The organism is Nocardioides sp. (assembly GCF_035429765.1).
Classification (GTDB): domain Bacteria; phylum Actinomycetota; class Actinomycetes; order Propionibacteriales; family Nocardioidaceae; genus Nocardioides.
The window spans coordinates 1-13,538 of sequence record NZ_DAOMFK010000077.1 but is presented as its reverse complement, the minus strand read 5'-3'; the positions used below and the strand labels follow the sequence as shown (position 1 = coordinate 13,538).

Here is a 13,538-nt window from a genome sequence, read left to right as displayed (position 1 = left end):
CGGTCGCCGCGAGCGCGCCGACCAGCAGCCCGCTGCGCACTGCCCTGGCCGCACCCGGGTCGAGCATCGCGGCCGTCAGCGTGGCCTCGACCTGCGCGGCCACCGGCTCGGTGACCCGGTGCCCGGCCCCGGCCGCGAGGGCACGCGCCCTGGCCGTCACCGCCGCCGTGAGCTGACGACGCTGCCGGGTGAGCGCCCTCAGCTCCTCGCCGTCCAGCGCCGCCTGGGCCTCCCTCAGCGCAGCCCCGACGGCCAGCATCTCCTCGACCTGCGCGGTCTCCCGCCGCACCAGCAGGTTGACGACCCAGGCCGCGACCGACGGCTTCCGAAACGCCTTCACCTGCGCCGCCAGGGTCGGTTCGGCCGCCTTCAGCTCACGCGCTCGGGAGTCGCGCGCCGCGGTGAACCCCGCCGGCGTCAGGAAGTAGAGCTCGTCTGCCACCTCGAGCAGCGGATCAGTCGCCACGGGGCCTGAGCATAGGGCTGGCCAGCCCGCTGCGCCCCTACGCTGGGCGTCGTGACCTCACCGGCGCCGGACCGCGACCCGCCCACCAGCCTCCGCCGGCTGGACGAGGCGCAGCGGCGGCACGGGGAGCGGGCCCGCCGGTACCTCGCCGGCATGTGGCGAGGAGACCCGCTGGCCGACGCCTTCGTGGCGGACTTCCCCGCGGTGGGCCACGGCCGGGCGATGCGGATGCTGCGCCAGGCGTGCCGCGAGGGGATCACGGCGGTGCCGGAGGCACCGGACTCGCTGACGGCGCTGTTCGGCGAGCTCGACCGGGTGCCGGGGTGGGTCGACCTGGACTCCCTCGACCACGACCTGCGGCACCTCGCCCGCTACACCCGCCAGGCCGGCATCGTCCTGGGCGCCGCCTCGCTGGTCGCGGGGTACGCCAACTCGGCGGCCTCCCGGCCGCTCCAGCTCACCGGGCGGTACGTCGAGAGCGCCGGGGTGCGGACCATCGAGGTGGCCTCCTGGCTGGTCGAGATCAACGCCAGGCAGGGCCTGGCCCGGTTCTCCCCCGGTTTCGAGCTCACCGTCCGGGTGCGGGTCATCCATGCGCTGGTCCGACAGGCGCTGCGGAACTCGCCGGACTGGGACGAGACCGCGTGGGGCGTCCCGGTCTGCCAGTCCTACCTGGCCTACACGCTGGTCGAGTTCTGCCTGATCCCGCTGCGGGGCATGCGCGCCATCGGGGCGCCGTACCTCCCCCACGAGGTCCGCGCCCAGTACCACCTCTGGCGCTACGCCGGCCACCTGCTGGGGATCGAGGAGGCGCTGCTTCCGGTCGACCGGGCCGGCCAGGAGGCTCTGGAGGACCTCTACCTGCTGACCCGCCCGGAGGTCGACGCCTACTGCCGCGACCTGGTGCGCAGCATCAACCAGGAGTTCCTCGTCCCGGAGATCGAGGAGCTGGTGCCCGCCCGCCTCGCCCCGCTGGCGCCGACGGTGGTGCACGGACTGGAGCGGGTGTTCCTCGGTGACGCCGTGGCCGACGAGCTCGCGATCCCCCGCAGCCGCGCGACCGGGATGATCCGCCGGGTCGGGCCGGTGCTCGGCGCCGTGAACGCGACCCTCGACCGGCTCCCCGGCCTGCTGGAGGCGCGCACCGAGCGGGGCCGGCGCTACCGCGTCGCGCAGGACCGCCGGCTCCGCGAGCGGTACGCCGTGCAGCACGACCTCGTGGACGCCTCCCCGGCCGGCGGCCGGGACCATCCCGCCCGGGTGCCGCCGGGGTGAGGCCGCCTCAGGAGGCCTTCTTCTGCTCCTGCTCGGCCGCCTTCTGCTCGGCCGCCGCCTGACGCTCGGCACGGCGTGCCTCGGTGCGGGCCTTGGCGGCGAGCTCCTTGGCCTGCGAGGAGTACATGTCGACGTACTCCTGCCCGGAGAGCCGCATGATCTCGTACATGATCTCGTCGGTGATCGACCGGAGGATGTAGCGGTCGTTCTCCATGCCCTCGTAGCGGCTGAAGTCCAGCGGCGCCCCGAAGCGCACCACGGGCCGGGTCAGCGACCCGAACTTCTTGCCCGGCGGCGCGAGGACGTCGGTGCCGACCACCGCCACGGGGACCACCGGCACCATGGTCTCCAGCGCGAGCCGGGCCACGCCGGTCTTGCCCCGGTAGAGCCGTCCGTCGTGCGATCGGGTCCCCTCGGGGTAGATCCCGAACAGCTCGCCCTCCGCGAGGATCCGGCGGGCCGAGGACAGGGCGCCCTCGGCGGCGGAGGCTCCCGCGCGGTCGATCGGCACCTGCCCGGTCCCGGAGAAGAAGCGCCGCTGGAACCAGCCCTTGAGCCCGGGCGTGGTGAAGTACTCCGCCTTGGCGACGAAGGTGACCCGGCGCGGCAGCGTGAGCGGCATGAAGAGCCAGTCCGCGTAGGACAGGTGGTTGCTGGCAAGGATGGCCGGCCCCTCGGCGGGCACGTGCTCGGCGCCCTCGATCACGGGACGGAAGATGAGCCGGAGGAAGGGGCCCAGCGCCACCCACTTCAGGAACCAGTAGAGCACTCCGGGGGCCTCCTCATCGACGTACGCCGCGCCCGACCGCGGCGACGACTCTCACCGGAACCCTAAGCCCTCGGACCGTGGTTCCCCACCCCCGGCAGGCGGGGCGGACGCAGGGTGGCCGGGTTTCGCCCGGACGCCTACCGTGGAGGCCGTGACCGAGTCGGACGAGGATGCCCGCTGGCGGGAGATCGTCGAGAACTACGGCGAGCGCGTCGAGCTCGGGGACGAGCCGCCGCCGGCACCGGCCGACCCGTGGCTCGCACCCGACCTCTCCCCCGGAGAACCCGTGACGCCGGAGTCCCGCGAGGACCCGGCCGAGGAAGGCTTCGTGCCGCCCGCGCCGCCACCGGTCCCCCGACCGGCACCGCCCCGCCTGGTCGCCTGGCTGGGCCTGTTCGGGGCGCCGCTGCTGCTGCTGGCCGCGGTGGTCACGCAGGTGCGGCTGCCCGCGCTGCTCACCTACGGGCTGCTCGCCTGGTTCGTGGGCGGGTTCGCCTTCCTGGTGGTCTCGCTGCCCAACGAGCCCCGCGACCCCGGCGACGACGGCGCACGGCTCTGATCCGCGAGCTCCCTGGCTGCCTCCCGGGCCATCACCGCCGCGCCGACCAGGCCGGCCTCGGGGCCCAGCGCAGCCCGGTGGAACGGCGGCAGCGACCGGTGGCCGACACCCACGAGCGAGCGTTCGAACGCCGCGCGGGCCGGTGCGAGAAGCTTCTCCCCCGCGGCCGACACCCCACCTCCGACGACGACGCAGTCCGGGTCCAGCGCCGCGACCAGGTTGGCGACGCCGATCCCGAGCCACTGCCCGACCTGGAGGAACGCGTGCCGGGCGGGGATGTCGCCGGCCTCCGCCGCTGCGGTGACCATCGGCCCGGTGAGCCGGTCCGGGATCCCGTCGCAGGCCTCCTCCATCACCGTCGGCTCGACACCGATCAGGTCGCGGGCGTAGCGGACCAGCGCGTTTCCGCTGGAGTACTGCTCCCAGCAGCCGTGCCCGCCGCACTGGCACGGCAGCCCGTCCGGGACCACCTGCATGTGGCCGAACTCGCCCGCCATGCCGTTGCGACCGCGGTGCACGTGGCCGTCGAGCAGGAGGCCCCCGCCGATCCCGGTCCCCATGGTGACCATCAGGACCGACCCGGCGCCGCGCGCCGCGCCGTACGTCCACTCGCCCAGGGCGGCGCAGTTGGCGTCGTTGTCCAGCACCACCGGCACCCCCCAGCGGTCCTGGAGGATCTCCCGGACGGGCTCGCCGCGCCAGGGCAGGTGCGGCGCGAACATCACCCGGTCCCCGGCCCGGTCGACGAACCCGGCGGCGGCGAGCCCCACCGCGGCCAGCCGGGAGCCGTCGGCGACCTCCAGCACGGCCTCGACCAGGGCGTCCTCGACCATCGCGGGTGCCACCCGACGGCCGGGGGTGGACCGGTGCGCCGTCGCGAGCACGCGGCCGGACTCGTCGACCGAACCGGCCAGGACCTTGGTCCCGCCGACGTCGACCCCGACGACCACCGGGTCCGCGGTGGGAGATGGCTCCATGGGGCCAGTGTGCCGGTCAGTCGACCAGTACGGGTGCCAACGGGCCGGTGGGAGACAGGATCAGCCCGGGCTGGGCGGACCCGCCGTCCGCAGGCAGCGCGGCCTTGTTGAAGAAGAAGACCCGCATCGTGGTCACCTTGTTGGTGGGGATGGTCAGGCCGTTGGCGGTGCTCGACACCGTGCCGTCGGTGAACTGCTGGGTGTTGTAGGAGGAGTCGTTGCTCTCGGAGGTGATGAAGCAGGGGCGCATGTCGACGACCGAGTAGTGGAGGCTGCCGCCGCTGGTGGGCTGGGCCCCGAGGACGGGCACGTAGCAGAAGCGCGGGGACTGGTAGATCGCGGGGTTGAGGACCGCCGGGCCGGTGTAGGAGGCCGACGCGATCGTGCTCAGCTTCATGGACGGGTCGTTCATGAAGCACGACAACGTGTCGTCGTTGAGCGTGTAGCCGAGCATGCTCCGCTCGTTGGCGGTGTGGCCGACGCCGCACGACCGCCCGGGCACCGACTCGGTGGTGGGCACGAGCAGCCGGCCCACGGCGCCTGTCCCGGTTCCGGTGATCATGCCCTGGGTCGAGGTCTGGGCGGTCAGCCCGGTGTCGGTGTCGACGCAGTTGGTGTTGGCGTACCGCGTGCCGGATCCGGTGGTCGGGCTGTAGACCACGCCCACGCCGCCGGGGGCGCACAGCGGGATCGACGCGGAGTTCTGCTGGACCGACAGGGTGAGCGGTGGCTCGAGTCCCCGGGCGATGTTGTCGGGGATCCAGGTCGAGGGGGAGGTGGACCGCGGCAGCTTGAGCGTACCGAAGTTGCCGGAGGTGGAGAGGTTCCCGCACTGGATCGGCCCGTCACCGATTCGCACCGGCAGCGACTGGTCCAGCGGCGACCAGCCCTTGTTGCCGCTCGAGGTGTAGGTGCGCAGCCACCACACGCCCGGGTAGTTGGTGACGTTGGGGGGGACGGGCACCGAGGAGATCGTGTTGTTGTTGGAGTTGGTGGTGATCACCTCCTCGAACTGGTTGGGCGACTCCGACGGCGTGCGGTAGAAGCCGATCTTGTTGACCGAGGAGAGGTGGTTGCCGTTGATCGTCGTGATCACGGCTCCCACCGCCCCCTGGTCGAACTGGTAGGGCGTGAGGCTGGTCAGCGTCGCGTTGCTGGTCTGGCCCACGTTGGTGGTGGGCGGGGCGAGCGCCGGCACCACTGACTGGTGCTGGCCGTTGGCGGGGTCGCTGAGTGCCTGGGCGCCGTAGTCGCAGCCGCTGCCGGTGACCGCGAAGAACGGCATCACCCGGTTCGCGCCAGGGGTGCCCACGGTGACGGTGGCCGTGGCGGCAACCTCGGTGGAGTCGGTTCCGGTGAGCGGTGCCGCCAGCGCGAAGGCGACCCGGGCCTGCGGGGTCACCACCCTCATCGAGTAGGTGGTGGGGAAGGTCACCTCACCGTTGGCGGGGTTGCCGTCGGTGAGCTGGCTCGCCGTGACCGCCGCCTGCCCGACAGTGAGATTGCGGTTGAGGTAGGTGGCGACCTGAGCGGTCGCCGCGGCGTGCGAGGTGGCCAGCGCCGGGGCCGCGGACAGCGCCGCCAGGTCCGCCTGGGACTGGGTCTCGGCACGGCGGTCGTAGACGTTGCCCAGGTCGACCGCGAGAGCCGCGATCCCGAACAGCAGGACCGACAGCATGGCGAAGAGCACGGCGTACGCACCGCGTTCATCGTGCCGCCGGGCGGCGAGCCGGGCCCTCATCCGCAGCTGCTCCAGTTCGCGGGGACCAGCGTGCTGTAGTTCTCCACCCGGGCGACCGCGGTGTTGCGGACCCGGGCGTCATGGACGAACGGCACGAACGGCAGGTGCAGGTCGACGGACTTGTAGCTGACGACGATCCGCACGTTGTTGCCGGTCGCCGCCGCGACCGGGGTGGTGAACGTGGTGTCGCTGGGCAGGTAGAAGCGCCTGGTCACCGTGAAGTCCGAGGAGACCAGGCGGGAGGTGCTCTGGCTCAGCGCCGTGAGCTCGCTGCAGGTCTGGCCCACCGCGCCGCGCCGGGCCGCCGCGCGCGCCGCGTCGGCCGCCGACTGGGTCGACCAGAAGTAGAAGGAGTACTGCAGCATCCCGAACAGCAGGGTGAGGAACACCACGAAGATCAGCGCGAACTCCACGGCCGAGGCCCCACGCTGGTCACCGGCACGGCATCGCAGGCCGTGCGCTCGCCGCCGGTGCGCGGCACTGCCACGCCAGTGTCCCCCGAGATGCACGCCTCCACGCTAGACGTCGGCGACCGGCCCGTCCGCGGAACGGCGAGATCGCTGAGGTTCGCCTTATCCCCTGTGCCGGTCAGTCAGCGGCGGGCCAGGTCGGCCGCGCCGATGACCCCAGCCCGGTTGCCGAGCTCCGCCCGACGCACCTCGAGCGCGGGACGGGTCCCCCGCCACTGGCCGGCGAACCCCTCCCGGACGGGGTCCAGCAGCAGGTCCCCGGCCGCGCTCACCCCGCCACCGATCACCGCGACCGCAGGATCGAGCACCACGGCCAGGGACGCCAGCCCCTCCCCCAGCCAGCGACCCACGGTGGCCAGCTGCGCCACCGCGAACGCGTCTCCCCGCTGTGCCGCCTCGGTGATGACCGGACCGGTGATCCGCGCTGGGTCGCCTCCCGCCCGGTCCAGCAGGTCACGGGCCAGCGGGTTCCCGGCCGCAGCCTCCTCGCGAGCCGAGCGCACCAGCGCAGACCCGCTGGCGTACTGCTCGAGGCAGCCGTGGTTCCCACAGCCGCACAGCCGGCCGTCCGGCACCACCCGGAGGTGACCGACCTCGGCGGCGACCCCGAACGCTCCCCGGTGCAGGCGCCCGTCCAGGACGATGCCGCCCCCGACGCCGGTGCCGACCGTGAGCAGCAGCAGGTCGTCGGTGTCGGCCCCCGCCCCGAAGGCGAACTCGCCCCACGCGGCCGCGTTCCCGTCGTTCTCGATGACCACCGGAAGTCCCAGGCGGTCCACCAGGTCGGCACGCAGCGGCATGTCCCGCCAGGCCAGGTTGGGGGCGAAGAGCACCACCGAGCGCGTCTTGTCGACGAATCCCGCCGCGCCCACACCGACGGCGGTGACCCGGTGCCGGGCGCGCAGCTGGGTGACCAGGTCGGCGATGGCGTCGCGGATCGCTCCGGCGTCGGCCGCCGGCGAGTCGACCCGGAGCACCTCCAGGACCTCGCCGGCCCGGTCCACCACCCCGGCGGCGATCTTGGTCCCTCCGACGTCGACGCCGACGGCCAGGTCGTCGCGCCCCCCGGTCACTCGGGCCCGCCCTCGGGCCACTCCCCGTCCAGGTCGATGTGCTCGATCCCTGCCCCGCTCGCCGCAGCGGCCCGGTGCTCGTCGGCAGCAGCAGCGGCGAGCAGACCGGCCGCAGCCTGCAGCAGCGACGCGGAGGCGACGGCGAGGTGCGCGCGCACCTCCGGCGAGGTCTGCCGGACGGCGTGCACGACGCGGCAGATCGGGCAGTAGGTGCACTCGGGGGCACCGGTGGCCAGGTGCTCGTTGACCTCACGCCAGCCCTCCGCCGCCTGCCCGGCGACGGCGCCCACTCCCTCACCGATTCCCGAGCCCTGCTCCCGCATGTACCCGGACAGCGCCCCGAGCAGCCGGGCCGCCTCCTCACCCAGCGACCCCACGTCCACAGGGCTCTCGCGGGTCTCGTCCTCGTCCGTCACGGCATACTCTCCTCGAACCTCACCTGAAGCTCACCCGCATCCACACGGGCACCCACGATGCGGTGCCGGGCGAGCCCGGCGGGGAGGGTGAGAAGTCGACGATACGACGCCACGGTCACCACGAGCTCATCGCCGTCGCGGGCGAGGTCGACCTGGTCGTGCGTCACGAACGGCAGCGCCAGGTGCAGCACGGTGCCGGCCCCCGTCCTGGACAGCCGGAACGGGCCCTCGCCCGTCGGTACGGCGAGCGGGTCGCTGCCGGCGTACAGGTCCTCGGCGAGCCGGGTGAGGGCACCGAGGCCGACCGGCTCCCCGGTGCGGTACTGGGCGCGCCAGACCGGCAGGCCCGCGAAGGACTCGCGGACCTGGGTGAGCACGGCGTCCTGGGCATCGACCCACCCCGCCCGCCAGCGGTCGGCTCCCTCGCTGGGGAACACCCGGTTCGCCACGACCCCGTCGACCCGGTAGCCGAACAGCGACAGGGTCGTGTACGAGCGCCTGGCCTCGGCGAGCACGACCGCCTCGGGGGTGAGCACCAGTCGCACCGAGGAGAGCGGCCCGGAGAGCAGCCCGCGCACCTCGTCCAGCTCGCGGTGCAGCCGTTCCACCGCGTCGAACACCGTCCCCTCGGGCACCGGCATCCCGGCGGCCTTCGAGATCACCGGCTTGAGCGCGGCCACCACCCGCCGCTGCACCGGGAAGATCCGGGACATGTACCAGCCGAGCGCCTCGGGCAGGGCGAGGAGGCGAAGCGTCTCGGCGGTGGGGGCACAGTCCACGACGATCACGTCCCAGGCACCCGACCTCGCGTGCAGCCTGAGCTCGAGCAGCGCCAGGACCTCTTCGGCGCCGGGGATCACCGTGAGCTCCTCGGCAGCCACCGGGTCGACCCCGGCCACGTCCAGCACCGCCAGCAGGTAGCCCTGGATGTCCACCCACGACTGCTGGAAGCGGAGCTGGGCGTCCACCTGCTGCACGTAGAGTCGGGCCGCGACCTCGGTGGGCTCACACCCGACCTCGGTGCCGAAGGCGTCGGACAGCGAGTGCGCGGCGTCGGTCGAGAGCACCAGCGTGCGGTACCCGGAGGCGGCCGCCAGGGCGGCGGTGCCAGCGGCGACGGTGGACTTGCCGACGCCGCCCTTACCGGTGAACAGGAGGATGCGCACGGGTGCCGCCGGGTCGGTGCGTGGTCACAGCGACTCGACGTGCTTCTTCAGCCCGGTGAGCGCCGCGTGGATGATCATCTTCTCCCCCTTGCGCTTGATCATGCCGATCAGCGGGATGGAGAGGTCCAGGGCCAGCCGGTAGGTGACCTCCGTCGAGCCGTCCCCGAGGTCTCGCAGCAGGTAGGTGCCGTCCATGTGGGTGAGCACCCGTCCCTCCACGAGCCACCAGGTGACCTCTTCGTCGCCGGTCCAGATGTACTGCAGGGTGTACTCGTCGCGGATCGGCGGGACGTCGAGGTGGAAGAACACCCGCTCGGCGCGCCCGTCGTCGAAGGTCGACAGCACGTCGGCGACGCGCACCCCCTTGGCCCATCCCGGGTAGCTGTCGAAGTCCGCGATGACGTCCATGATCGTCGCGGGATCGGACTCGATGACGATCGACGAGGTCGTCTGCTCAGCCATCGGGTGGTCCCCTCGGGGTGGTGCGCGACCGGCGGGAAGCACCGGTCGGTTCGGGCGGCGAAGAGCGAGCCTACCCGACGCTTCGGGGCGCTCGTCCGGCGGTAACCTGCAACCAGGAGACGAGCTGGAGGAGGAACCGTGCGGGAGTACGCCGCGCCCCCGACCTACCAGGTTCCAGCGGTGGGGAACCTCACCGACGACGTGGTGCGCAACGCCCGTGACGACGCGGACCGGGTGGTGTTCAGCCGCAAGATCGGCACCGGCTGGGAGGACGTCACTGCCGGCCGGTTCCTCGCCGAGGTGGCCGCCGCCGCCAAGGGTCTTGTCGCCGCCGGGATCGAGGTCGGCGACCGGGTCGCCATCATCTCCAGGACCCGCTACGAGTGGACCCTGCTGGACTACGCGATCTGGTTCGCCGGCGCGGTGACCGTCCCGATCTACGAGACCTCCTCGGCCGACCAGATCGACTGGATCCTGCGCGACTCGGGCGCCCGGGCCGTGGTGGTGGAGAGCGCCGCGCACCTGAGCCGGATCGCCGAGGTGCGGGCCGGCCTGCCCGAGCTCCGGGAGGTCTGGTGCTTGGACGAGGGCGCGGTCGCCCTCCTCACCGAGCACGGCGCCGGCGTCGAGGACGACCTCCTCGAGCAGCGGCGTACCAGCGCGACGCCCGCGGACATGGCCACGCTGATCTACACCTCCGGGACCACGGGACGCCCCAAGGGATGCATGCTCACCCACGGGAACTTCATGTTCGAGCTCGAGGTGGTGCTCGAGGAGGAGAGGCCCCTCTTCACCGAGGACGCCGCGACCCTGCTGTTCCTGCCGCTCGCCCACGTCTTCGCCCGGATCATCCAGGTGGGCTGCGTCAAGCGGGCCATCCGGATGGGCCACAGCGCGGACATCCCGAACCTCACCACGGACCTGCAGGCCTTCCGGCCGACCTTCGTCCTCGGGGTGCCGCGGGTGTTCGAGAAGATCTTCAACACCGCCTCCCAGAAGGCCACGGCGGAGGGCAAGGGCCGGATCTTCGACCGGGCCGCCCACGTGGCCATCGCCTGGTCACGCGGACTGGACCGGGGCAGGCCCTCGCTCGCGGTCCGCGCGCAGCACGCGGTGTTCCGCCGACTCGTGTACCGCAAGCTCCTCGACGCGGTGGGCGGGCGCTGCGTGTACGCCATCTCCGGTGGTGCCCCGCTGGGCGACCGGCTGGGGCACTTCTACCGAGGTGTCGGCCTCACCGTGCTCGAGGGGTACGGGCTGACCGAGACCACCGCGGCGCTCGCCGCGAACCGTCCCGACGCCGTGCGGATCGGCTCGGTCGGCCGGCCGATCGCCGGGACCGCCGTCCGGGTCGCCGACGACGGGGAGCTGCTGTTCCGGGGCGGGCAGGTGTTCGCCGGCTACTGGAACAACGAGGAGGCCACCGCGGAGGCGCTCGAGCCCGACGGGTGGTTCCACACCGGCGACATCGGCGAGATCGACGACGAGGGCTTCGTCCGGATCACGGGGCGGAAGAAGGAGATCATCGTCACCGCCGGTGGCAAGAACGTCGCTCCCGCCGTTCTCGAGGACCGGCTCCGGGCCCACGCCCTGATCTCGCAGTGCATGGTGGTCGGAGACGGTCGCCCGTTCATCGGCGCCCTGGTCACCATCGACCCGGAGGTGTTCGGGCCGTGGGCCGAGCAGCACGGCAAGGCCGGTCCGCTCGCCGACCTCGTGGACGACCCGGATCTCAACTCCGTCGTCGCCCTCGCGGTGGCGGAGGCGAACAAGGCGGTCTCCAAGGCCGAGTCCATCCGGAAGTTCGCGATCCTGCCGGTGGACTGGACCGAGGAGAGCGGCCAGCTGACACCCAGCCTGAAGCTCAAGCGCAACGTGGTGATGCGCGAGTTCAAGGACGACGTCGCTGCGCTGTACCTACCCTGAACGACGACACGCTGAACGCCGAATCCCCCGTATTTGTGGGGGTTTGGCGGGTTCTTCCGTTTTCAGGACAGGTCTCTGACTAGACCATTAAAGTCGCCGCCGGAAGGCCGCTACAGGCTCCGGGCCACAGACGGACGCGGCCGGCCGCACCACCGCTCACCAGGACCAGTACACGGGGACAGCACGCGCCATCCCCCGCCACCGAAAGGTGCCAGCGCACCATGAACCGACGTTCTGTTCTGCTTCTCCTGGCCACGTTGGTCGCCGTCATCGGCACCGCGCTGGTCTTCGTGTACGTGCGCAACGCCGACAGCCGGGCGATCGAGCAGTTCGACACGGCCGACGTACTGACGGCGGTCCAGACCATTGAGCCCGGCGAGACCATCGAGTCCGCACAGGCGGCCGGCAAGCTGAAGCTGGCCGCCGTCCCGCAGCGCGAGATCATCGACGGTGCGCTGACCAGCACCCAGACCCTCACCGGACAGGTGGCGGTCACGATGATCTACCCCGGTGAGCAGATCATCGCCGCCAAGTTCGGGGGCGAGCCCGAGTCCGCGGTCCTGGCCATCCCCAAGGGCATGCAGGCGATCTCGGTCGACCTGAGCGACCCCTCCCGGGTCGCCGGGTTCGTGAACCCCGGGTCGGAGGTCTCGATCTACCACATCCAGTCCGAGGGCGACATCGAGGACACCCACCGCGTGGTGATGCTGCTCAAGCGGGTGCTGGTCCTGGGCGTGGGCTCGACCTCGGCGGTGACCAAGACCACCACCACGACCGACACCGGACAGACCACGCAGGAGATCCCCAAGACGCTGCTGACCATCGCGGTCACGCAGAAGGACGCGGAGAAGGTCATCTGGGCCTACAGCCACGGCAAGCTGGCGTTCGCCCTGCTCAACGAGCACAGCGCCACCGGCTACGACCGCGGTGTCGGCCGCGACAACCTCTACAACTGATCAGGAAGAACCAGCATGCCAGTCGTCATCGACCCCAACAGCGGTGTCATCAACACACTGCTGGGTGCCCTGCCACCGGGCACGCACGGCGTCGAGTCGTCGGACCGTCTCGGGCCCTGGCTGGACAACCGACCCGACGAGTACCTCGTCGTGCTCGGACCCACCGTGGAGCTGGAGGAGGCGCTGTCTGTCTGCGACGGACTGCGCTTCAGCCGGCCGACCACCAGCGTCGTGCTCGTCCGCGACGTGGTGGACACCGACGTACTCACCCGGGCCATGCACTCGGGCGCCCGGGACGTGGTCCTCAGCGCGGACGAGAACGCCATCGACGCGGCCGCAGACCGTGCCCGCCAGCTGTGGCAGGCGCTGCGCGGCCCCGGCGGAGCGGCGCACACCGGGAAGGTCATCTCGATCTTCTCCCCCAAGGGAGGGGTCGGCAAGACGACCATGGCGGTCAACCTCGCCCTGGCCCTCGGCGACCGCGGAGCCCGACAGGTGTGCCTGGTCGACCTCGACCTCGCCTTCGGGGACGTCGCGATCACCATGCAGCTGTTCCCGTCCCACTCCATCGAGCACGCAGTGGGCAGCGAGGACACCCTGGACTACGGGTCGATCGACGGGCTGCTGACCCGGCACGACTCAGGGCTGATGGTGATGGCGGCCCCCAACCTTCCCGACGCGAGGGACCGGATCTCGCCCACGCTGGTCTCGCGAATGGTGCGCACCCTGAAGGAGAAGTACGACTACGTCATCCTCGACACCGCGCCGGCCTTCGACGAGCAGACCCTGACGGCCCTGGACGAGACCGATGACCTGGTGATGGTGGCCACGCTCGACGTTCCCACCCTGAAGAACGTCAAGGTCGCCCTCGAGACCCTGGACATGCTCGACATCACCCGGGACCACCGGTTCCTGCTGCTGAACCGGGCCGACGACGCCGTGGGCATCAGCGCGGAGAAGGTCGAGGCGATCCTCGGGATGCCGGTGACCGCCCGGATCTCCACCTCGATCGACATCGCCGCCGCCACCAACGCGGGGCGGCCGATCGTGATGTCGGCGCCTGACCACCCGTCCAGCAAGACGCTTCGCACGCTGGCGGCCTCGCTGGCCGGCGAAGAGAACCCTGATCCAGACGACGAGGCCGACGACAGCAACTCCCGACGACGCAGGAAACGCCGATGAGCTCTCTCCGTGATCGCCTCGCGGCCGCAGCCGCCGCCCAGGCCGACGCCCCTCCCGCCGACCTGCCGGCACCGCCGGCGACGGCACCGCAAGGGAGCCA

General features: G+C 72.0%; 13 protein-coding genes and 1 pseudogene. 5 read left to right on the top strand and 9 right to left on the bottom strand.

Going from position 1 to position 13,538, the window contains the following annotated elements; translation table 11 throughout:
• Nucleotides 1-466: pseudogene (locus PLP61_RS09055) on the bottom strand (hypothetical protein); the annotation flags it as partial.
• Between the two features lie 51 nt (nt 467-517).
• On the opposite strand from PLP61_RS09055, the gene PLP61_RS09050 reads away from it, so the two are divergent.
• Nucleotides 518-1,741: an oxygenase MpaB family protein gene (locus PLP61_RS09050; RefSeq protein ID WP_324502303.1), complete on the top strand. Its 1,224-nt coding sequence runs from the start codon at nt 518-520 to the stop codon at nt 1,739-1,741.
• Between the two features lie 7 nt (nt 1,742-1,748).
• Here PLP61_RS09050 and PLP61_RS09045 read toward each other — a convergent pair whose 3' ends face one another.
• Nucleotides 1,749-2,510: a lysophospholipid acyltransferase family protein gene (locus tag PLP61_RS09045; protein ID WP_324502302.1), complete on the bottom strand. Its 762-nt coding sequence runs from the start codon at nt 2,508-2,510 to the stop codon at nt 1,749-1,751.
• 151 nt (nt 2,511-2,661) lie between these two features.
• Between PLP61_RS09045 and PLP61_RS09040 the strand changes: the two genes are divergently transcribed.
• Nucleotides 2,662-3,069: a hypothetical protein gene (locus PLP61_RS09040; RefSeq protein ID WP_324502301.1), complete on the top strand. Its 408-nt coding sequence runs from the start codon at nt 2,662-2,664 to the stop codon at nt 3,067-3,069.
• Here the strand turns inward: PLP61_RS09040 and PLP61_RS09035 are convergent.
• The 7 genes from PLP61_RS09035 to PLP61_RS09005 all read right to left on the bottom strand — a co-directional run bounded on the left by PLP61_RS09035 (nt 2,970) and on the right by PLP61_RS09005 (nt 9,374).
• A complete protein-coding gene (locus PLP61_RS09035) occupies nt 2,970-4,046 on the bottom strand; it encodes an ROK family protein (RefSeq protein ID WP_324502300.1) in 1,077 nt (358 codons plus the stop codon). The two genes, PLP61_RS09040 and PLP61_RS09035, sit on opposite strands and share 100 nt — an antisense overlap.
• Nucleotides 4,047-4,062: 16 nt before the next feature.
• Nucleotides 4,063-5,787, bottom strand: coding sequence for a pilus assembly protein TadG-related protein (locus PLP61_RS09030; RefSeq protein WP_324502299.1), 1,725 nt, complete (start codon nt 5,785-5,787; stop codon nt 4,063-4,065).
• Nucleotides 5,784-6,200, bottom strand: a complete 417-nt coding sequence (locus tag PLP61_RS09025) for a TadE family protein (RefSeq protein ID WP_324502298.1) — start codon at nt 6,198-6,200, stop codon at nt 5,784-5,786. Before PLP61_RS09025 ends, PLP61_RS09030 begins: the two co-directional genes overlap by 4 nt.
• A 179-nt stretch (nt 6,201-6,379) precedes the next feature.
• A complete protein-coding gene (locus tag PLP61_RS09020; protein ID WP_324502297.1) occupies nt 6,380-7,330 on the bottom strand; it encodes an ROK family glucokinase in 951 nt (316 codons plus the stop codon).
• Entirely contained in the window at nt 7,327-7,746 is a 420-nt protein-coding gene (locus PLP61_RS09015; protein ID WP_324502296.1) for a hypothetical protein, read from the bottom strand. The genes PLP61_RS09020 and PLP61_RS09015 overlap by 4 nt, the downstream gene beginning before the upstream one ends.
• Nucleotides 7,743-8,912: an ArsA family ATPase gene (locus PLP61_RS09010; protein WP_324502295.1), complete on the bottom strand. Its 1,170-nt coding sequence runs from the start codon at nt 8,910-8,912 to the stop codon at nt 7,743-7,745. The genes PLP61_RS09015 and PLP61_RS09010 overlap by 4 nt, the downstream gene beginning before the upstream one ends.
• 24 nt (nt 8,913-8,936) lie before the next feature.
• Nucleotides 8,937-9,374 (bottom strand): SRPBCC family protein, encoded by a 438-nt coding sequence (locus tag PLP61_RS09005; RefSeq protein WP_324502294.1) that lies wholly within the window; start codon nt 9,372-9,374, stop codon nt 8,937-8,939.
• Between the two features lie 138 nt (nt 9,375-9,512).
• On the opposite strand from PLP61_RS09005, the gene PLP61_RS09000 reads away from it, so the two are divergent.
• The 3 genes from PLP61_RS09000 to PLP61_RS08990 all read left to right on the top strand — a co-directional run bounded on the left by PLP61_RS09000 (nt 9,513) and on the right by PLP61_RS08990 (nt 13,438).
• Complete coding sequence (locus PLP61_RS09000) at nt 9,513-11,300, top strand: AMP-dependent synthetase/ligase (protein WP_324502293.1); 1,788 nt, start codon at nt 9,513-9,515, stop codon at nt 11,298-11,300.
• A 221-nt stretch (nt 11,301-11,521) separates the two neighbouring features.
• Nucleotides 11,522-12,256 carry a Flp pilus assembly protein CpaB gene (cpaB, locus tag PLP61_RS08995; protein WP_324502292.1) on the top strand — a complete coding sequence of 245 codons (735 nt, stop codon included), beginning with the start codon at nt 11,522-11,524 and terminating at the stop codon, nt 12,254-12,256.
• A gap of 15 nt (nt 12,257-12,271) precedes the next feature.
• Entirely contained in the window at nt 12,272-13,438 is a 1,167-nt protein-coding gene (locus PLP61_RS08990; RefSeq protein WP_324502291.1) for a CpaE/TadZ family protein, read from the top strand.
• The last annotated feature ends 100 nt before the right edge of the window (nt 13,439-13,538 follow it).

Bases quoted from the DNA above. Each gene is read 5' to 3' on its own strand.
- PLP61_RS09005 (WP_324502294.1), bottom strand. From the start codon at position 9,374: ATGGCTGAGCAGACGACCTCGTCGATCGTCATCGAGTCCGATCCCGCG.
- PLP61_RS09030 (WP_324502299.1), bottom strand. From the start codon at position 5,787: ATGAGGGCCCGGCTCGCCGCCCGGCGGCACGATGAACGCGGTGCGTAC.
- cpaB (WP_324502292.1), top strand. From the start codon at position 11,522: ATGAACCGACGTTCTGTTCTGCTTCTCCTGGCCACGTTGGTCGCCGTC.
- PLP61_RS08990 (WP_324502291.1), top strand. From the start codon at position 12,272: ATGCCAGTCGTCATCGACCCCAACAGCGGTGTCATCAACACACTGCTG.
- PLP61_RS09035 (WP_324502300.1), bottom strand. From the start codon at position 4,046: ATGGAGCCATCTCCCACCGCGGACCCGGTGGTCGTCGGGGTCGACGTC.